The sequence below is a fragment of the Gemmobacter sp. genome, from assembly GCF_016792925.1.
In the GTDB taxonomy this organism is placed as follows: domain Bacteria; phylum Pseudomonadota; class Alphaproteobacteria; order Rhodobacterales; family Rhodobacteraceae; genus Gemmobacter.
Map to the genome: position 1 here is coordinate 1 of NZ_JAEULU010000024.1, position 17,707 is coordinate 17,707.

The following is a 17,707-nucleotide window of genomic DNA, read 5'->3' on the forward strand; positions in this document are numbered from 1 at the left end:
CCGAACACAAGGGAATCAACCGGATCAACCCGGATGACCCTCCATTCTGGGGCGTTCTGGGTGAGGTCAACCCGTTCGCGACCTGGACTGGCAAGGCGGCGCCGCCGCTTGCAGACGAAACCGCCGGGGCTGTTGTGTCCCGGTCCATCAACTGGCTGAGGCGGGGCTGATCATGGCAATCGATGTGGCTGAACTGACCATCCTTCGGGATGGCCTGATCCGGCTGCGCGCCAAGGGCGTGCGTTCGGGCCAGATCAACGGTGAACGGGTCGAGTTTGCGACCGATTCCGAGATGGCGGCGAAAATTGCCAGCCTGACCTCGATGATTGACGCAGGCCAAGACAGTGGCGGCTTCGCCATCGCTTATCCCACCACCGGGCGGGGGCTGTAATCATGGGCTGGATCGGGAAAGCGATTGACGCGCTGGTGACGGAAGTTGCGCCAGATGCGGGCCGACGCCGGGTTTTGGCGCGCAATGCCGCGAAGGTGGCGATGAACTATGACGCCGCCTCGCGGGGGCGGCGCACCTATGGCTGGAAATCGCCTGCCACGGATGGCGATGCGGCTGCGCTTGGTGCGCGCGCGCGCCTTCGGCAGCTGAGCCGCGATATGATCCGGAACCGGCCCTACGCGGCGCGCGCCCGCGAAGTGGTGGTGTCAAACGTTGTTGGTACCGGGATCGTGCCGTCTGTGGTGCATGATGATCCCGAGATGCAGGCCCGCATCTGGGCGGTGCTGGAGCAGCATCTCCTGACCCCGCCACTGGATGCTCGGGGCGAGCTGGACCTCTATGCGATGCAAGAGGTTGTGATGGGCACCGTGTTTACGGACGGCGAAATCCTTGCCCGGCGCCGCATTCGCCGCGGCAAATACGCCCGTGATCTGCCGCTTGGGTTTCAGATCGAGCTGCTGGAGGCTGATCATCTGGATGAGACTGTCACCAGCTGGGGTGAGAATGAGGTGATCGAGGGGGTGGAGTACAGCCCCATCGGCGATATCGAAGCCTATCACCTGTTTGATGAGCATCCCGGCGCTGCGCGGATGCGTGGTCTGCGCCTCAAGTCGCGGCGGGTGCCGTGGCAGGATGTGCTGCACATCCGCCGCCTTGACCGGCCCGGTCGACTGCGCGGCGTGCCATGGCTGGCCCCGGTGATGATGACGCTGGGCGAGATCAGCGACTATCAAGAGGCGCAGATCCTGAAGCAGAAGATGGCCGCCCTCATGGCGGCCATTGTCACCACCAGTGGCGAGGGTGGTGCAAAGGATCGGCTGCGCGGGCTGGAGGCGCTCGAGCCCGGCGCGATTGTCGGTGTGCCTGATGGGACCTCGGTCAATTTCACCACTCCGCCGCGCGTGGATGATTATCAGCCCTTCATGCGTGAGGCCCTAGGGGCAATCGCGATGGGGGTTGGCATCACGCGAGAGTCGCTGACCGGTGATCTGAGCGGGGTGAACTTCTCCAGCGGTCGGATGGGCCGCATGGAGATGGATCGCAACGTGGAACGCTGGCAGCGCATGGTGATTGCGCAGTTCTGCATGGGTGTGGGCCGATGGATTGGGGATGCCTGGCCGCTGCAGCGGGTCGAGCCGGGCGAAAAGCTCAAGCTGGCTCATACCGCCCCGCGCCGCCCGCTGATCGACCCGAATGACGAAATCGACGCCTTCCTGAAGCAGATCGAGGGCGGTGTGAACAGTCGTCAGAACGTCCAGCGCACGCTCGGCCTCGATCCGGAGCGCATCCGGCGCGAACGCGCTGAAGATGCTCAGAAGGACGCTGATGAACGGCTGCCCCCTACGGCCGCCGCAAACCTGCCAGCCGCCCGGGAAACCCGGGCCAAGGCCAAACCCGGAGGGGCTGCACAATGAAGAAGCGCGGCACTGACCTGATCATCGGCGGCGAGCTGGTGTTGTCGGGCTATGTGATCTCGGATGAAGCGGCGGGCTGGGCCTGGGAAGAAGAGATTTTCTTCTGCCCGTCCATGGTTCGCGAGGCCTTGCTGGCCATGGGTGAGGGGCGGATCACCATCCGCCTCAATTCTGGCGGTGGTGACCCGGTTGCAGGTGAGGCGATCCGCGCCACGCTTGCGGGCCATCCCGGCGGCTGCACGATCATCGTGGAAGGGCAGGCCTCGTCTGCTGCTTCGCTCATCCTGATGGGGGCAGCAGATCGGCAGATGACCGCCGGTTCCTTCATCATGCTGCACAACCCCTCGGCCTATGTTTACGGCGGGGCCGATGACATGCGAGCGCAGGCTGACTTTCTGGACATGCTGGCTCGCGTCTATGCGCAGGTCTATGCCGAGCGGTCGGGGCAGTCTCTGGAGGCTGTCATGCAGATCATGGCGGCTGAGACGTTCTACAACGCTGAGGCCGCTATCGAAGCGGGCTTCATCGATCAGGTGGCTGCCGAGTCCGCCAACTCTTCGCCAGTCAAACCCTTTGCTGAATTGAAGATCGCGATGACCCGCGATCTCCAAACCTATGTGGCGCTGATGCGCGACAAAGCCCCGGAGCGTGCCAATGGTGGCGCGCCTCGTACCCCGGCCCCGGTGGCCGTAACCATGGAGACACCCATGCCGACCCCCAACCCGTCCCCCGCGCCGGTCAATCCCCCGGTGCAGACCCAAGACGCCGCGCAGGCCGCCGTCATGGCCGAGCGCCAGCGCGTGACCATGATCCAGACCATGGCGCGGCCCTATGTCGCCTCTGGCCGCCTGACCGATACGGATGTGCAGGCGCTGATTGATGACGGCACCGGTGCCGAAATGGCGGGCACGCGGCTGATGGCCACCATGGCACAGCGCGAACCTGCACCCGGCACGATGCGCGTGACCGAGCGCGGCCGCGATGAGACCGAAACCCGCCGTGTTGCCATGGAAGGCTCGCTGGTTGCCCGCCTTTCGCGCGCGCAGCCCGAAGATGTGGCGCGCCAGTACATGGATCACTCGATCGTGGACATGGCCGCAGAGCGCCTTGGCCAGCGCCGTGTGCCTGGCAATTTTGCCGCCCGTGAAGAAATCCTGCGCATGGCTTTTCATTCCATCAGCGACTTCCCGGCGCTGCTGGAAAACGCGATGAACCGTTCCTTGGCAGCGCGCTATGCCCAGGCGCAGCCGACCTATCGCCGGATCGCGCGGCAGCGGACCTATGTCGATTTCCGCGACCACACCACGGTGCGCGTCGGTGATTTCCCGAACCTGCAGCCTGTGAGCGCAGAGGGCGGTGAACTCAAATCGGGCACCTTTGGCGAGTCGAAGGAAACGACCGCGGTCAAGGCCTATGGCGTGCAGGTGCTGTTCAGCCGCCAGCTGCTGGTGAATGACAGCCTGGACGGCATTCAGCAGATTCTGAACGATCGCGGCGCTGCCGTGGCGCGCTTCGAAGAGGCCACCTTCTACGCGATGCTCCTCAGCGGGGCGAATGCGGATGGCCCGACGCTGCGCGAAACGACCCGGCAGATGTTCAACACCACCGACAAAACGAAGGCCGCTGCGGGCGCTGCCATCACGGTGACCAGCCTGTCCGAAGGCCGTGCGGCCTTGCGCAAGCGCCAGTCGCTCGACAAGTCGGACCTCGACCTGTCGGCCTCGATCCTGGTGTGTGGCCCTGACAAGGAAACCGAGGCGCAACAGATCCTCGCGCCGATTCAGGCCCAGCAGGCGGGCAACGTGAACCCGTTCTCGGGCCTTCTGAGCCCCGTCGTGACGGCCAAGATCATCGGCAATGCGTGGTATCTGTTCGCCTCGCCCGAGGAAGCGGCCTGTTTCGAGTGGGGCCTGCTGGAGGGCTACACCGCGCCGCGCTTCCGCATGGAAGACCCGTTTGGCGTCCAGGGCACCAAGTTCTCGCTGGAACACGATTTCGGCTGCGGCGCGATTGACTTCCGGGGCGGCTGGAAAAATCCGGGCAACTGATCGCCTCCACACTGACCTGACCTGACGAAAGGGCGGCCACTCGGTCGCCCTTCGTCGTTTCACCCCATCCTGCGAAAGGAAAGACGATGAAAAACTATGTGCAAGACGGCGTGCGGCTGACGCTGCCCGCGCCCTATGACGTGGCCTCGGGCGCTGGCCTGCTGGTTGGCACCATCTTTGGTGTGGCTGTGCATGCTGCGCTTTCCGGTGCCGATGTCGAGGTGCAGACCGAGGGCGTGGTGGATATCACCAAGGTCGGCTCGCAGGCATGGACGGTTGGCGCCGCGATCTACTGGGACAACGCCGCAAAGAACTGCACCACCACAGTTGGCTCCAACACGCTGGTGGGCCGCTGTGTGCGCGCAGTTGGCGCCGGTGCTGGCGAGACGGTCGGGCGTATCAAGCTGATCGTCTAAGCCATGGCCCTGTTTGACGGCATGGCGTCGGTCTTGGCCGAGGTCTTCGGAAGCGAGGTGGTCTATACGCCATCTGGCGGGGTGCCGCGATCGGTGCAATCCATCTTCAGAGAGCAGCCGATCGAGGTGCAGGACCAAGACGGTCATCCCGTTCTGATCACTGCGCCGACATGGCGGGTGCGCAAGGATCTGGTGCCAGAGGTTGCGCGCGGTGATCGCATCGCGCCGGGCAATGGCAAGACCTACGCCATCCACAATGTCACGCCTTCGGGATCGGCTGCAGCTGATGCAAATGTGATCTGCGAATTGGAAAGGGTTTTCGAATGACCATCTCCAGATCGCAGATCCGCAGCCGCGCGCGGGCGGCACTGGCAGCCAACCCGCGCATGTCCGGGTTCGAGCAGATTTCGGCTTGGACAGGCAATATCGAAGCGTCCCGGCTTCCAGTTCTGGGGGCCGTGACACCGGGCGAACGCATCGACCCTGAAACGTGGTCTCACTACCAGCGGGCCACCGTCTTGCAAGTCGTGGCGAAGCGCCTTGGTCGTGACGATCTTGAGGATCAGCTTGATGCTGATGCCGACGCGATCGAGGCCGCAACTCTGCAATCCTTTGCTCAGTGGGGCGTCGATTGTGTGCCGGTTTCGGTGAGCATCACGCTGAACGGTGAAGGGGAGCAGCGGATCGGCACAGTCGTCGCTGAATTCCGCGTCACCTGGCATCGCGACCTGAGCGGGCAAACGCTCTGATCTGTCATCGCAGTTGCGCGGCTTGATCGCGCGACATCCCGGCCCTGCCGATCGGCGGGGCCTTATCCATTGAGAGGGGCCAGATATGGCAACCATCACCAAGACGTGCATGGGGGGGCCGGGGCAGCGCACTGCCACGGAGGTTACCCTGACCGCGTCCAACGTGTTCAGCTATGAGCCGGGGACAGGGCAAATTCTGATCCTGCGCAATCCGACGGCCGGGGCAATCTCCAGCGTCATTGATGGCGCTGATGGCACCACGGTGTCGGTACCCGGGCTGGGGCCGATCGATGTTTCCGCCGGGTATTCGGTTGGGTCGATCCCGGCCGGTGCCGTGCGCGTGGTCCCGCTGGACAGCATCAGCGCCTATCTGCAGGGCGCCATCAACGTGACTGGCACCGGTCTCGTTGCCATTCTGCTGGGGTCGTGATCATGGCGACGATCCGCAACCCCGGACTGCGGGACAAGACGTTGCCGACGGGCCATGTCATCCCCCGCCAAGGGCACCTGACCACCACCAATGATGTGATCCGGTGCCCCGACAATGCCCCCTTCCTGAATGGGCAAAAGATCAGCGGCGCGCTGCAGATCGAGGAAGACCCCGACCCTGAAACCTTTGAGGTGCCTGCAGCCGTGGCGGCTGAGGTGCCCTCTCTCCCTGTCACCTCTGACCTGCCCCAGAAGGGCAAGAAAGGCTGAATACCATGGCGTTCATCACCTACACCGGGAGCACCATTGAGGTGTCGTCTGGTCGCCCCGCCACCACCGACGCCGCAGGCTTTGCGGCCAAGACCTACACCAAGGTCAACCACATCCTTGACTGGGCAGAGATGGGCGACACGTCGCAAGATGTGACCGAAACCACGCTGGATGGTCGCACCTGGCACACCAACGGCCCGCTTGATGGCGGTGAATATCTGGTCGAGGCCATGTTGCGCCTCGGCCCGATGCGGCAGACCGGCATTGGCTTGCGGCCCGCAGATTGGACCGAGATTGATGCCTTTGTCCGGCTGACGCAGCGGGTTTCTGAGCCTTGGGAGGCTGAAGCGCTGTTCGAGATGTGCGCCGGGTACTGCGCAGCCTATGAGGCTGGCGAGGATCTGCTGGCAGAAGCGCCGATGGGCAAAGCTGAGACAGATATCTCCGAATAGGGCTGCTGCTTACTGTTCTGCGATCAGGGCACGGCACTGGTCGGCATTCAGGAAGCTTTTCCCGTCGGGCGCCTTCACCTTGACCGGCCAGCCGTGTTGGCGGAGTGACTTCAGGGCGTCTTTGCACCACCAGATGGCCCGTTCTTTTTCAATTAACGCCGCCTTGGCCTTTTCCGCCTCGGCTTCGGCCTGCGCCTCGGCTTTCTGGCGCTTTCGCTCTTCTGCAATCGCGGCAAGCGCTTGGAATTCGGCCAGGTTCCTAGCCGCTTCCAACTCGGCCTGTTCCCGTGCGGCCTGCCATGAAGACATCGCAAACCATCCGCCAAGGGCGATGATGGTGAGCGCGGCAGCCGCCAACAGAGCCTGGACATATTTGTTCATTCGGACCCCCGCTGCCGCCCTGCGCCACTGGCTGCGGGGCTGAACCTCATCCTACAACCCTCAGGTGTTGAATGTCTGCACCCGGCCAGATGAAGGCAACGATTGTTGCCGATTTTTCGCAGTTCGAGCGCAGCGCCCGCGCTGTTGCCTCAACCGCCTCGACCATGGGGCGGCAGGTGTCGCAGGCCATGGATGGTGCGAAAGGTGCTGCGCAAGCCAATGCGCAGGCCTTTGATGCCCTGCGCGCCTCGGTCGATCCGGCCTATGCGGCCTCGCAGCGCTATGCGGCGTTGCAGCGGCAGGTCGCCAGCCTGGTTGATGCAGGGGCTGCCAGCCAGCGCAGCGCCAATCTGGTGCTGGAACAGGCGGCCAAGCAGTATCTGGGCGTGGCAACTGCCTCTGAGCGTGCCCAGCAAGCGCAACGCGAGCAGAACCAGATCGCAGAGCAGGCTGCCGCCAAGTACCATGCGCTGCGCGCTGCGTTGGACCCGCTCTATGCTTCCAGCAAACGGTATGAGCAGGCGCAAGAGACGCTGAATGCGGCGGTCAAGGCGGGCATGATCAGCCAGCAAGAAGCCAACCGTGTTCTGGCTATGGCTGAGACGCAGTATCTGGGCTTTGGGCAGGCCGCTGGCCATGGGGCGCAAGGGCTTGCGAAGTTTACGCCGCGGATCACCAACGCTTCGTTCCAGATTCAGGATTTCGCTGTGCAGGTGGCCAGCGGTCAATCCGCGCTGATGGCTTTTGCACAGCAGTTCCCGCAACTCGCCTCTGTCATGGGCGTATCTGGCAAGCTGGCCTTGGTGGGGGCTGGCCTCGGTGCGCTTGTTGCTGTGGGTGCGGCGGTTCTGCCGATGTTTGTCGATATGACCAGCTCCGCCAACGCCGCCGAAAAGGCGCTGGATGGTCTGACTGGGGCTGTCAGCCGGTACAATCAGTACAGCGCTCTGGCAGGTAAATCGTCTGACGATTTGCGCGCCCAATTTGGGCTGTTGTCTGGCGAGGCGGGGCGCGCAGCGGATGGCCTCGCTGTGTTCGCGCGCATGGATGCTGTGAATGCCATGACTGCCGCAGTCAAGCAGCTTACCGAAGAGTTTGGCGGGCTGAGCCGTACGTCTATGACGTTTGAGCGCGTGGGCGGCATGATGCCCGAGATCGTCGCCACCTATAACAACCTCCAGCAACAGCTTGGCTTGACGGCGGAACAGGCCAACGCGGTTGTGCTGGGCATGGAGGCCATGCAGCAAGCCAAAACCCTTGAAGAGCAGGTCAAGGCCGCCGTTGCCTATAATGACCGGCTGATCGAGGTATTCGGGTCGCTGGAGCGCATCCCTGTGGCTCTGCAGGCGGGTGCCCAGCAGGCCTATCTTTTGGCGTCTTCCGCGGCTGAAATCGTGAACCCACTTGAGCAGGCCAAGCAAAAGGGGGATGCGCTGCTCAAGTCTGCACGAGATATAGTCGAAGAGTATGAGCGGCAGGCTGAAATGGCGCGCGCTATTGCTTTGTATGGAGAGAATAGCGCGCAAGTTGAAAAGCTTAGACGAGGCGAGGCCGAGCGCACCGCTGAGGAGATTATTCGCCAAGGTGGCTACACTGACATCATGGCTGATCGCATCAAGTCTGCGGCCCTGTACCAGTACGAAATGACCCGGCAGGCCACCGCCACCACAAGCGCTATCGATATCCTGAGCGCGCGGATTGGTGGGCTTGCAGGGCAATTTGGCCCCGCGATCATGGCCGCCAACCAACTGGCGCAGGCGCTGGCCAATGCGGCCGGTCAGATCGGAGCGGTTGGTGGTGCGATGGTGCGCCTGAGTTCGTTTGGGCAAGGCCTTGCGGCCTCTGGCGGCTTCATCGGCAAGCTGCTGGACGCGGCGCAGATTTCTGCCTCGTCCGGGGCCTTGGCTGTGCTCGGTAACAAGCTTTCGGCCACCTATCGGGAAGCCACGAAGGTTGCTGTCGCAGGTGGTTCTGTGGATGACGCGTTGCGGGCGATCGGGGTCAAGCCAGTCGGCGGGGGAAGCGGCGGTGGGGGTGGTGGCTCTGCGGGTGCAGCCGCTGGCGCCATGGATGAGGCCGCCGAGGCCGCCCGCCGCTTGCGTGAGCAGATGGAGCGCCCATTTGTCGCGGCGATTGATGTTGTCGCGGACGCATGGGGCGAATTTGTCTCGCGCGGCGCGCGGGATTTTGCTGGCTTTGCAGACGGCGTGAAAGAGACATTCCAGCGCCTCCTGTCCAGCCTGATTGCAGAGTCCGTCAAGAACAAACTCATGGTCTGGCTTGGCATTGGCCAAACAGGGGCAGTACCCGGACAGCAAGGTGCATCTGGTGGGGCGGCTGGCGGCCTTTCGGGCCTGAGCGGCCTTCTGGGGCCTGACAGCTGGCTTGGCTCGCGTCTCTGCAGCGGCAAGGGCTTTCTGGGCGGCATAGGCAAGCTGCTTGGTTTTGGCGGTGCTGGTGCGGGTGCCGGGGCTGGTGGCATGGCTGGGCTCACCGGCTTTCTGGGCACGGCAGGGGCCATCCTTGGCGGGATCGGCGCCATCATCGGCATCGGCAAGGCGCTGTTTGGCCGCACGCTGAAGGATGTTGGCGTGCAGGGCAGCTTCACGGGCGATGAGTTCAGCGGCCAGACCTACAAGTTTTACAAGGGCGGGCTCTTGCGGTCGAACAAGACCAAGTATTCGGCCATGGATTCCGAGACCACTGCTGCCATCGGCAGTGCGTATGCAGATCTGCGCGCGAACATCCGCAGCATGGCCGGTGTGCTGGATCTGGGGTCGGATGCGATTGCCGACTTTGCGCATGAGTTCAAGATCAGCACGAAGGACATGAGCCAAGAGCAGATTGTGCAGGCGCTGCAAGAGGAAATGGCCAAGGCTGGCGCTGGCATGGCTGGGCTGAACCTTGGCACCGAGGCCTACACCAAGGCCGGTGAAACCGCGCTAGATGCCATGACCCGGCTTTCCTCATCGCTCTCGGGCGTTCGCGACGTGGCGGATCTGCTGGGCCACAGCTTTACCTCGGCGGGCCTGATCGGCGCCAACCTTGCTTCCGGGCTCGTGGATGCCTTCGGCGGCCTCGAGGCCATGGGCAGTTCGGTGCAGTCTTACTGGCAGGCGTTCTACACCGAAGATGAGCGTGTGGCGACGATGACCCGGCAGGCGCGGCAAGCCCTGGCTGACCTTGGCGCCACCATGCCCCGGTCGCGCGACGAATACCGCCGCATGATCGAGAGCATCGATCTGTCCAATGCATCGACGCATGAGCTTTATGCTGCACTGATTGGCATGTCGGGGGTGATGGATCAAATCTTGCCCTCGGCTGATGCGCTGACCCGCACCTTGGCCCGTCTGACAGGCAATGTTTCCACCGCCCTTGATGGCATGATCACTGCGACTGGCGAGGCGCAGCAGGCCGCTGTGAGCGCTGCTGGCCTTTGGTATTCCGCCGCGGCGACCATTCGTGACACGCTGATCAAGATGCGTGGCACTGCGGGTGCATTGATCACTGCCCAGAAGGCTCGGGCGTTCAACGAGGCCCAGTACCAGACGCTGCTGGCGCGCAGCATGGCGGGCGATGCCACTGCGGTCCAGCAGATCACGGGCGCGGCGCAGACGATGCTGTCCAGCATTCGCGACACCTCGGCCACGCGGATCGAGGCGGCGCTTGCCGAGGCCCGCGTGCTGTCTGATCTCGGTCTTTTGCAGGGTGTGGCTGATATCGAGGGCGCGCGGCATGATGTGATCGCGGGCCTGCTGGGCCAGCAAATCGACGTGCTGACCGATGCACGGGATCTGCTTGCAAATGGCGGCAGCATGGATGAGGCCGCAATCGCGGCGCTGAATGCCACGCTGGGCAGCCTGAGCGGTGCCATCGCGGCGGCAGAGCAGATCAGCTATGCAAGCCTCAAGGCTCGCCTCGACCTCACAATGGGTTCGATCGATGCCTCCAGCCTGCCGCCGCGCTTGCGGGCCATGCTTTCCGGGGCTGCTGACAGCATTTCGGCACAGGTGGATTTCATCGCTCGGTCTGAGCTGCCCGCTGATCTCAAGTGGCTTGCGCTCACCGGCACCTCTGAGCACATCACCACCGTCCAGTATCTTGCGGAAAATGAGCTTGGCGCGGGCCTGACCCGGCTTGCGCTGACAGACGTGGCGCAGATCCAGCGCACCATCAACCTGGTGGCAGGGTCTGAGTTGCCCCGTGATGCAATGCGCGTTGCGCTCGCAACCAGTTCTGAGTTGTCGCGCACCGTCTCTGCGACTCTGGCCTCTGACATCAGCCCTGCCGCCATGCGCCTGGCGCTGGGTCGCGTGAGCGATCTTGCTGTGCGTGTCAATGCGGTGCTGGCAGGTGGCCTTGCCAATCCGCTGCGGCGTCTGCTGCGCTTGGCGCCAGAGGGCATGGAGGGGCGGATCACGCTGGGCGGTAGCTTCGTCTTTGATCCCTCGACAGGGTTCTCGACGTGGTTCGAGCTACGACGACCAGCAGCATTGTCCAGCCGATGACGCTGATGCGCGCGGCCATGCGAACCCTGACCGGTGCGCTGTCTGATCTGCAGGCCGCCGTGGCGGCAGAGACGGCGCGTCAAGATCGTGTGCAGCGTGGGGCGGCGCTGAATGCCTTTGTCGGGACCCTGACGGCCAACAAGGCGGGCGCGCATTTTGTCGATGATACCGACCTCGCGCAGATGGCGGGGCTGGTCGGCATGGACACCACGGGGCTTTCGGCAGACCAAATCCGCCGGCGCCTGGTGAATTATTCCGCCAGCGATGCGCTGAAGGGTACGGTTTATGACCCGACCGGCAATCGCGAAAAAGCTTATCTCGACAGCTTGCTGCCGAGGGCCGAGGAGGCGATCACAGACCCCTTGCTGGGGTATCGCCTCGGCTATGGCTGGCGTGGGTCGCAAAGCGGGGAATGGCACCAGATCGTGCATGGGCCGCTGGGTGGTGCGCGCACGTTCAACGTGCCTGAGGGCCAAAACAAGTCTGACTGGCTCAAGAAGATGGTTGAGGAAAAGAAGCTTCCAGCCTTTGCGGCGGGCGGCTTTCACGGCGGCGGGCTTCGGATGGTTGGTGAGGGTGGCATCGAATTGGAGGCCACTGGCCCGGCCCGGTATTACAGCGCCCGCAAAACGCAGGAAATGCTGGGCGGCGCCAATGATGCCCTGATCGCTCGTGTGGATGCCATGGCGAGCGAGATCGCCGCGATGCGCGCTGAGCAAAGGCAGCTGGGTCAGGGCACCTACGACGAAACGCGCAAGATTTCGAACCGCGTGACGAAATGGGATGCCAGCGGGCTCCCGCCGGAGAGGGTCTAAGCCATGCGATTGATCGAAAGCATTGATATCACGCCTGGCATGCTGACCAGCAGCTCGATCGCTGAAGACGATCACCCAGCCTGGTCCAGCGCCACCAGCTACGGCTTGGGGGCCCGAGTTATCAAGGCGCATCGGGTGTGGGAGAGCGTGCAAGCGAGCAATCTCAACCACGACCCCGAATCCGATGCCAGCAGCACCTGGTGGGTTGATGTCGGGGCCACCAATCGCTGGCGCGCCTTTGACAGTCAGCTGGCCCCGGCGGTGAGCGCCTCGACCGATATCGTGTATGTCATCACGCTCAACAAGCGCATCGATGCCATCGCGATGTTTGGCCTGATCGGCAGCAGCGTGCGCCTGCGCGTGCTGGATGGTGCATCTGCTGTCCAGTACGACCAGACCTTTGAACTGGCATCTGCGCGGCAGATCAATGGCTGGTGGGACTGGTTCTTTGCGCCATTTGAGCTTGTGCCGTCTCTGATCATCAACAACGTGCCCGGCTATCTCGGCTGGCGCGTGGAAATCACCATCGGGGGCAGCGGATCGCGGGCGGTGGGGGAAATCCTGCTTGGCCGCCGGATCGAGCTCGGCACGTCACTGGTCGGTACCAAGGTCGGATTCCGCGACTTCTCCGTGAAGGAGCGCGACCAGTGGGGCGGCTGGCAAATCGTCAAGCGCGGTTACTCGCGCACGGTCGATTACCAGTTCTCGCTGCCGCAATCGGATGTCGATCGCGTGTTCCGGACCATCCTGCGAAACCGCGCCCGCATGTGCGTTTTCTCGGCGGGCGACGATACCGACGAATTCGGGCTCACCGTCTTGGGCTTCGTCAACGACGACGGCCTGTCGATCCCTGTCACCTCACCCACCTGCTTCGCATCCCTATCGGTCGAAGGCCTCACGGAGGAATAAATGGCAATTACCTTGCTCCCCGACCCGCCAAACCCGGACAGCCCGTCCAGCTTCGACACCTTGGCATATCCATTCGTCAGCGCGCTGGTGGGCATGGTGCCGGAGATCAACGCTGCCCTTGCCAAAATGGGCATGTATGCGACTGCGGGCGGCACCGCCAACGTGATCACGCTGACTGGCATACTGCCTGCCGGGGCGTCTTCTGTCGCGACCGGCACCGCTGTGCGCTTCCGCGCATCGGCGGCCAATACTGGTGCGACCACCATCAATCTCGATGGAACAGGCGCCATAGCCTGTCGGACCGTCACCGGGGTTGCCTTGCCGTCGGGCTATATCCGAACCGACGCCGACACGGTGGCCGTCTATGATGGCGCCTTCTGGGTCGTGCCTCGCGAGATCGAGCGCGGCAGCAATGCGAATGGCGAGTTTGCGCGCTTTGCCGATGGCACACAGCTTTGCCACTTGAACGCGACGGTCACTGACCCTGTTACGACGGCCTCTGGTTCGCTGTTCATGAATGCGACGCAAACTTGGACCTTTCCTGCGCCGTTTTTGGCCGGGAATACTGCACCTTCTGGCGCGTCGTCGTCGTCGGGTATCAGGTTCGTTGCTGGTGGCACGCTGTCGGCAAGCAGCTGGAATTACCAGGTGGCCAGTGCTGTCTCCAGCGCGTCATCCAGCGCCGTACGCCTGAGCGCCATTGGCCGCTGGTACTGAGAGGGGCCGCCATGATCATCACCTTTTCCCCCGTTCGCTCCGACGCCACGCTTTCGCTTTCGCGCGAGGGTGATAGCCTGACCATCAACGGCATTGCCTTTGATTTTTCCGGTGTCACTGAAGGCGCGACCCTGCCAGTCGATGCCGTGGCGTGCGAGGCGGTTGTGGCGCCGGTCACGCGGTCCGACGGATCGATCCGCGTCTCGCTCCTCCTGCCGCATGCGGCAGACGCGCCAGAGGCCGTCCGATTTCCTGGGCCGCTGGCGCTTATCGACGGCCCTGCCGACGCGCCTGGGCTGACCCTTTGGGATGGCGCAACCACTGCCGGTGCTATTGACTGGTCGCGCTTGCTGACAGCCGAGGCCGCATCAGATGCGGCGCGCGGGGCTTGGCGCGAGACCAGGAGCATCGCAAAGCTGGATCTGCTGCTGGCCCTTGTAGGTGCCGGGGTCATTTCTGAAGCCTCTGCCATGACACCCGGAGTGCCGGTCGAGTTCGAGCCCCTGGTGCGGACCATGCCGAACCCGCCCCAATCCGAGGTCCGCATCAGATGGGCGCATCTGGTCGATGTCCCCCGCATGCATCCGATCATTCTGACCGTTCAGGCTGCTTTGGGATGGGACAATGACAAGGTTGATGGGCTTTTTGGGTGGGGGCGGGATGCGTGACGCCTTGGCAGATCATCTGAAGGACCCGCTGACACTGGCCTTGGCGGGCCTTGGCATCACATTCGCGCCCTATGAGTGGATTGGCGGCCTATTCCTGGCTCTGGCTGGGGCGGCCTTCGCCATGCGCAGCGACCCCGAGCAAGACCGGCGCGAGCTGTGGCTGGTGATGCTGGGGGCGTTTCTCGCGTCTCACATTGCTGCCATGGTCTGGCAGCGCTGGCCAGCGCAGTGGTGGACCATGGCACCGCCCGTCCAGCTGGTGATGTGCGGCACGGGGTTCCTGTCGCGCCGCTTGACCCGGATCGCACTGCGCTTGGCCGGACTGATCGAGGCCCGATCGGAAGCCATCGCGGATCGCGTAATTGACCGTGTGCTGCCGCCCGAGGACGGGCCGCACAACTGAACCCTGTGTGATTATCGCACATTGCCCGCCCCGCCCTCGTGCGGGGCTTTTTCATGGGAGAATGACATGCAGGTGACTGCACAGACGCTGGCCGCCATCGCGGGCGCGCCGGAAAACAGCAACATGCGCAGCGTGATTGCGGGCCTTCGCGCGCTGGGGGCCGCCACAGGCCTCGCGGCTCCGCACCGGCTTGCGCATTACCTCGGCCAAATCGCCCACGAAAGCGGCGGCTGGCGGTGGGATCGCGAGATCTGGGGGCCGACGCGCGCGCAGGCCAAATATGACACTCGCACCGACCTGGGCAACACGGCCGCGCGGGATGGCGACGGCTATCTGTATCGCGGGCGCGGGCCGATCCAGATCACGGGCAAAGCCAATTACAAGCAGTTCCGGGACTGGTGCCGCGGCATCGGTCAGGCCTGCCCGGATTTCGTGGCACAGCCCGATATGGTGCTGGTCGATCCGTGGGAAGGCCTTGCTCCGGTCTGGTACTGGGAGACGCGCGAGCTTGGGCGTCTGGCCGATGGCAATAACCTGGACGGCATCACCCGCAAGATCAATGGCGGCGAGAATGGCCTCGAGGATCGCCGTGACCGCTACACCCGCGCCGCGCTGGTGCTGCTGGGCTATGGCCCGACACAGGTGCGCGAGTTCCAGCGCGCCTGGAGCATTGGCGCCGATGGCATCGCTGGGCCGACGACGCGCGCCACGCTGCATGCGGCGCTTACATCTCAACCCCCTGTCATTTTTGGAGCATGATCATGCAAGAGATCCTCACGGTCATCTGGGCCGCAATCCTGCCTCATCTGGGCGAGTTGCTGGGCTTGATCATCACTGCGCTGATTGCTCGCGCTGTCGTTGCGCTGCGCCAGTGGACCGGCGTCCAGATCAGCCAGCGCCATGCTGATCGGCTGTCGGCCGCAATCTGGCGCGGTGCCCTGCTGGCCTTGGAGCGGCAGCTCACGGCCGAGCGGGCGCGGGCGCTGGTCCTGGAATACTTGCGCGAGACTGTGCCTGATGCGCTGCAGGCAGTTGCCCCCAGTGAGACTGCCCTGTCATTGCGGGCGGATGCGACGATTGCAGAGGTGCGGGCGGGGCTTCTGCGATAGGCGGCGGTCGCGCCACCAATTTGCCGGGCCGGATGCGAGGGCGAGCGCGGGCAGGGTGATCTGCCCGCCTCGATCTGGGGCCTACGAGGGCAGTCACCGCCTCAGCTTCCGGATGTAAGAATACTATCGTCGGCGTATCGTGCGATCAACAGTAGGCATCGGCTCAAGGTGAAGCTTTGTCATCAACGCAGACGCGTACGGCGATGGCAAATGCGTGAGTGAAGTCTACTTTTACCTGATCTGCCCTTACCTGCCAGTCGGCGCTCTGGCGTGCTGCACACCCGCATTCACCAAGGCCGCCCTTCGATAGTTGGTGCAGCGCGAACCCAGTCATGATTCCAGTATGCTGTTCACGCATTTCATGTGACTGTAGCTGAGCTCCAAGGGCTGGGAGCTTGCACGGAGGCCATTGCATCCGCCTTACACGCGCCATATTTTGGCACGATGAGGACAATGAGGTTGGATGAATGAGTGTTGCTGACGACTTCATTGCATTTCGGAACAACTACAATATCGGCAAAGACCTTATTGCCTCTATTGGGGTCCGTTACCGCAGAATTACCGGCCAGTTAAACAAAGACTTCTGGAATACCACTTCCGATACTGCGCATAGCCGCTATGTAGGTTCTTACGGACGAGATACAGCCGCGAAAGGAGTCAGTGACCTTGACGTGGCATATTGCTTGCCGGCCTCTGTTTACCATCAGTACAATGCATATCAAGGAAATGGCCAATCCGCGCTTCTTCAGGCAGTCAAGAACTCCATTGCGAGGACCTATCCGACTAGCAAACTTGGCGGTGATGGCCAAGTAGTCGTACTTTCTTTTGCCGACGGTATCATTTTTGAGATTCTACCAGTTTTTGAAAATATTGCCGGAACATGGACATATCCGAACTCAAATAATGGCGGCAGCTGGAAAGAATGCAATCCAAAAGCTGAAATCAGAGCAGTACATGAACGCAACCTATTGGTGAATCGTAATCTGAAGGCTCTGTGCCGTATGATGCGGGTCTGGCGTGACTACAAAAAAGTGCAGATCTCTGGTGCTCTGATCGATACACTTGCGTATCAGTTTATTGAGACATGGCCTAATAGGGACAAATCCTACGCTTTTCATGATTACATGGCGCGTGACTTTCTCAAGTACATGAACGATCAGGACAGCAATAAGACATACTGGAGAATGCCAGGTAGCGGTTCGTACGTTTATCGCACTGGCCCCTTTGGGTATCACGCTGGGATTGATCATAAAAACGCTGTGTATGCCTGCAATTTTCAAAGTGATGAGAATGCAGCGTCGCGGCGTGCAAGCTGGAGGACGGTATTTGGACCAAGCTTCCCAATCTGATTCGCGCGCGCAGCTTGAAAGCCAAATCCGCGAGTGTTACGGGCGCTGCGCATACACGCACAAAATCCATGAAAAGATGGCTGAGCGGCTCGCCGCGAATCAAAGGCGAGGGAAGTGGGCTAACATCATCCTCTCTGCTTTGATCACTGGCGGTGCGGTGGGCGCCTTGTTTAAGGCGGATACTGGGCTCCTCCAGTATGCCGAATACGTGGCGGCTGCGTTGTCTATTCTCAGCCTAATCTTCAACGCTTACCTTAAAGACCTAGATCCAGGAGCGCTTGCCCAACAACACCGTGAGTCGGCTTCTGGCATTTGGAATATAAGGGAATCATATCTAAGCCTAATTGCCGATACGCTTGATGATCAAATTCCCATCCAAGAGCTCAGAGAGCGACGTAACTATCTGCAAACTGCGCTGCACGAAATTTATCTTGCAGCTCCTTTCACTGACGGAAAAGCATATGCCGAGGCTCAAAAAGGTCTCAAGGACAACGAAGAGTTGATGTTCTCTGAGAAGGAGATCGACGATATGCTGCCCCACACAATGCGTCGCTCGAACCGCAGACCGCGAGACAGGTAACCAAAATGTTCTTTTGTTAAATGGCAACTACTAAAGTG

General features: G+C 62.3%; 20 protein-coding genes. 19 read left to right on the forward strand and 1 reads right to left on the reverse strand.

Going from position 1 to position 17,707, the window contains the following annotated elements; translation table 11 throughout:
• The first annotated feature begins 172 nt into the window (after positions 1–172).
• From JNN06_RS01330 to JNN06_RS01370, 9 genes are all read left to right on the forward strand, one after another.
• Positions 173–391: a hypothetical protein gene (locus JNN06_RS01330; RefSeq protein WP_291237798.1), complete on the forward strand. Its 219-nt coding sequence runs from the start codon at positions 173–175 to the stop codon at positions 389–391.
• Positions 392–393: 2 nt separating this feature from the next.
• Complete coding sequence (locus JNN06_RS01335; protein ID WP_291237799.1) at positions 394–1,866, forward strand: phage portal protein; 1,473 nt, start codon at positions 394–396, stop codon at positions 1,864–1,866.
• Positions 1,863–3,914 carry a head maturation protease, ClpP-related gene (locus tag JNN06_RS01340; protein WP_291237800.1) on the forward strand — a complete coding sequence of 684 codons (2,052 nt, stop codon included), beginning with the start codon at positions 1,863–1,865 and terminating at the stop codon, positions 3,912–3,914. The genes JNN06_RS01335 and JNN06_RS01340 overlap by 4 nt, the downstream gene beginning before the upstream one ends.
• Before the next feature lie 86 nt (positions 3,915–4,000).
• A complete protein-coding gene (locus tag JNN06_RS01345; protein ID WP_291237801.1) occupies positions 4,001–4,330 on the forward strand; it encodes a DUF2190 family protein in 330 nt (109 codons plus the stop codon).
• A gap of 3 nt (positions 4,331–4,333) precedes the next feature.
• Positions 4,334–4,657, forward strand: a complete 324-nt coding sequence (locus JNN06_RS01350; protein WP_291237802.1) for a hypothetical protein — start codon at positions 4,334–4,336, stop codon at positions 4,655–4,657.
• Positions 4,654–5,079 carry a hypothetical protein gene (locus tag JNN06_RS01355; RefSeq protein WP_291237803.1) on the forward strand — a complete coding sequence of 142 codons (426 nt, stop codon included), beginning with the start codon at positions 4,654–4,656 and terminating at the stop codon, positions 5,077–5,079. The genes JNN06_RS01350 and JNN06_RS01355 overlap by 4 nt, the downstream gene beginning before the upstream one ends.
• 85 nt (positions 5,080–5,164) lie before the next feature.
• The gene (locus JNN06_RS01360) at positions 5,165–5,509 is read left to right on the forward strand and encodes a hypothetical protein (RefSeq protein ID WP_291237804.1); all 345 of its coding nucleotides are present in this window, start codon (positions 5,165–5,167) and stop codon (positions 5,507–5,509) included.
• A 2-nt stretch (positions 5,510–5,511) separates the two neighbouring features.
• Complete coding sequence (locus tag JNN06_RS01365) at positions 5,512–5,778, forward strand: hypothetical protein (protein WP_291237805.1); 267 nt, start codon at positions 5,512–5,514, stop codon at positions 5,776–5,778.
• A gap of 5 nt (positions 5,779–5,783) precedes the next feature.
• Positions 5,784–6,230, forward strand: coding sequence for a hypothetical protein (locus JNN06_RS01370; RefSeq protein ID WP_291237806.1), 447 nt, complete (start codon positions 5,784–5,786; stop codon positions 6,228–6,230).
• Positions 6,231–6,239: 9 nt separating this feature from the next.
• On the opposite strand, the gene JNN06_RS01375 is transcribed toward JNN06_RS01370, so the two are convergent.
• Positions 6,240–6,611, reverse strand: a complete 372-nt coding sequence (locus JNN06_RS01375) for a hypothetical protein (protein WP_291237807.1) — start codon at positions 6,609–6,611, stop codon at positions 6,240–6,242.
• 89 nt (positions 6,612–6,700) lie between these two features.
• On the opposite strand from JNN06_RS01375, the gene JNN06_RS01380 reads away from it, so the two are divergent.
• From JNN06_RS01380 to JNN06_RS01425, 10 genes are all read left to right on the forward strand, one after another.
• Complete coding sequence (locus JNN06_RS01380) at positions 6,701–11,119, forward strand: hypothetical protein (protein ID WP_291237808.1); 4,419 nt, start codon at positions 6,701–6,703, stop codon at positions 11,117–11,119.
• Positions 11,116–11,934, forward strand: coding sequence for a hypothetical protein (locus tag JNN06_RS01385; protein ID WP_291237809.1), 819 nt, complete (start codon positions 11,116–11,118; stop codon positions 11,932–11,934). Before JNN06_RS01380 ends, JNN06_RS01385 begins: the two co-directional genes overlap by 4 nt.
• Positions 11,935–11,937: 3 nt before the next feature.
• Positions 11,938–12,843 carry a hypothetical protein gene (locus JNN06_RS01390; protein WP_291237810.1) on the forward strand — a complete coding sequence of 302 codons (906 nt, stop codon included), beginning with the start codon at positions 11,938–11,940 and terminating at the stop codon, positions 12,841–12,843.
• On the forward strand, positions 12,844–13,560 hold the full coding sequence (locus JNN06_RS01395) for a hypothetical protein (RefSeq protein WP_291237811.1): 717 nt from the start codon (positions 12,844–12,846) through the stop codon (positions 13,558–13,560).
• Positions 13,561–13,571: 11 nt separating this feature from the next.
• The gene (locus tag JNN06_RS01400) at positions 13,572–14,228 is read left to right on the forward strand and encodes a hypothetical protein (RefSeq protein WP_291237812.1); all 657 of its coding nucleotides are present in this window, start codon (positions 13,572–13,574) and stop codon (positions 14,226–14,228) included.
• A complete protein-coding gene (locus JNN06_RS01405) occupies positions 14,221–14,631 on the forward strand; it encodes a hypothetical protein (protein WP_291237813.1) in 411 nt (136 codons plus the stop codon). Before JNN06_RS01400 ends, JNN06_RS01405 begins: the two co-directional genes overlap by 8 nt.
• Before the next feature lie 66 nt (positions 14,632–14,697).
• A complete protein-coding gene (locus JNN06_RS01410; protein WP_291237814.1) occupies positions 14,698–15,390 on the forward strand; it encodes a glycoside hydrolase family 19 protein in 693 nt (230 codons plus the stop codon).
• A 2-nt stretch (positions 15,391–15,392) separates the two neighbouring features.
• Positions 15,393–15,740, forward strand: coding sequence for a hypothetical protein (locus JNN06_RS01415; protein ID WP_291237815.1), 348 nt, complete (start codon positions 15,393–15,395; stop codon positions 15,738–15,740).
• Positions 15,741–16,207: 467 nt separating this feature from the next.
• The gene (locus tag JNN06_RS01420; protein WP_291237816.1) at positions 16,208–17,089 is read left to right on the forward strand and encodes a hypothetical protein; all 882 of its coding nucleotides are present in this window, start codon (positions 16,208–16,210) and stop codon (positions 17,087–17,089) included.
• Positions 17,067–17,669: an SLATT domain-containing protein gene (locus JNN06_RS01425; RefSeq protein ID WP_291237817.1), complete on the forward strand. Its 603-nt coding sequence runs from the start codon at positions 17,067–17,069 to the stop codon at positions 17,667–17,669. Before JNN06_RS01420 ends, JNN06_RS01425 begins: the two co-directional genes overlap by 23 nt.
• The last annotated feature ends 38 nt before the right edge of the window (positions 17,670–17,707 follow it).

Bases quoted from the DNA above. Each gene is read 5' to 3' on its own strand.
- JNN06_RS01385 (WP_291237809.1), top strand. From the start codon at position 11,116: ATGACGCTGATGCGCGCGGCCATGCGAACCCTGACCGGTGCGCTGTCT.
- JNN06_RS01420 (WP_291237816.1), top strand. From the start codon at position 16,208: ATGAGTGTTGCTGACGACTTCATTGCATTTCGGAACAACTACAATATC.
- JNN06_RS01375 (WP_291237807.1), bottom strand. From the start codon at position 6,611: ATGAACAAATATGTCCAGGCTCTGTTGGCGGCTGCCGCGCTCACCATC.
- JNN06_RS01355 (WP_291237803.1), top strand. From the start codon at position 4,654: ATGACCATCTCCAGATCGCAGATCCGCAGCCGCGCGCGGGCGGCACTG.
- JNN06_RS01410 (WP_291237814.1), top strand. From the start codon at position 14,698: ATGCAGGTGACTGCACAGACGCTGGCCGCCATCGCGGGCGCGCCGGAA.
- JNN06_RS01360 (WP_291237804.1), top strand. From the start codon at position 5,165: ATGGCAACCATCACCAAGACGTGCATGGGGGGGCCGGGGCAGCGCACT.
- JNN06_RS01335 (WP_291237799.1), top strand. From the start codon at position 394: ATGGGCTGGATCGGGAAAGCGATTGACGCGCTGGTGACGGAAGTTGCG.
- JNN06_RS01390 (WP_291237810.1), top strand. From the start codon at position 11,938: ATGCGATTGATCGAAAGCATTGATATCACGCCTGGCATGCTGACCAGC.
- JNN06_RS01330 (WP_291237798.1), top strand. From the start codon at position 173: ATGGCAATCGATGTGGCTGAACTGACCATCCTTCGGGATGGCCTGATC.
- JNN06_RS01345 (WP_291237801.1), top strand. From the start codon at position 4,001: ATGAAAAACTATGTGCAAGACGGCGTGCGGCTGACGCTGCCCGCGCCC.
- JNN06_RS01350 (WP_291237802.1), top strand. From the start codon at position 4,334: ATGGCCCTGTTTGACGGCATGGCGTCGGTCTTGGCCGAGGTCTTCGGA.
- JNN06_RS01395 (WP_291237811.1), top strand. From the start codon at position 12,844: ATGGCAATTACCTTGCTCCCCGACCCGCCAAACCCGGACAGCCCGTCC.
- JNN06_RS01400 (WP_291237812.1), top strand. From the start codon at position 13,572: ATGATCATCACCTTTTCCCCCGTTCGCTCCGACGCCACGCTTTCGCTT.
- JNN06_RS01370 (WP_291237806.1), top strand. From the start codon at position 5,784: ATGGCGTTCATCACCTACACCGGGAGCACCATTGAGGTGTCGTCTGGT.
- JNN06_RS01405 (WP_291237813.1), top strand. From the start codon at position 14,221: ATGCGTGACGCCTTGGCAGATCATCTGAAGGACCCGCTGACACTGGCC.
- JNN06_RS01340 (WP_291237800.1), top strand. From the start codon at position 1,863: ATGAAGAAGCGCGGCACTGACCTGATCATCGGCGGCGAGCTGGTGTTG.
- JNN06_RS01365 (WP_291237805.1), top strand. From the start codon at position 5,512: ATGGCGACGATCCGCAACCCCGGACTGCGGGACAAGACGTTGCCGACG.
- JNN06_RS01380 (WP_291237808.1), top strand. From the start codon at position 6,701: ATGAAGGCAACGATTGTTGCCGATTTTTCGCAGTTCGAGCGCAGCGCC.
- JNN06_RS01415 (WP_291237815.1), top strand. From the start codon at position 15,393: ATGCAAGAGATCCTCACGGTCATCTGGGCCGCAATCCTGCCTCATCTG.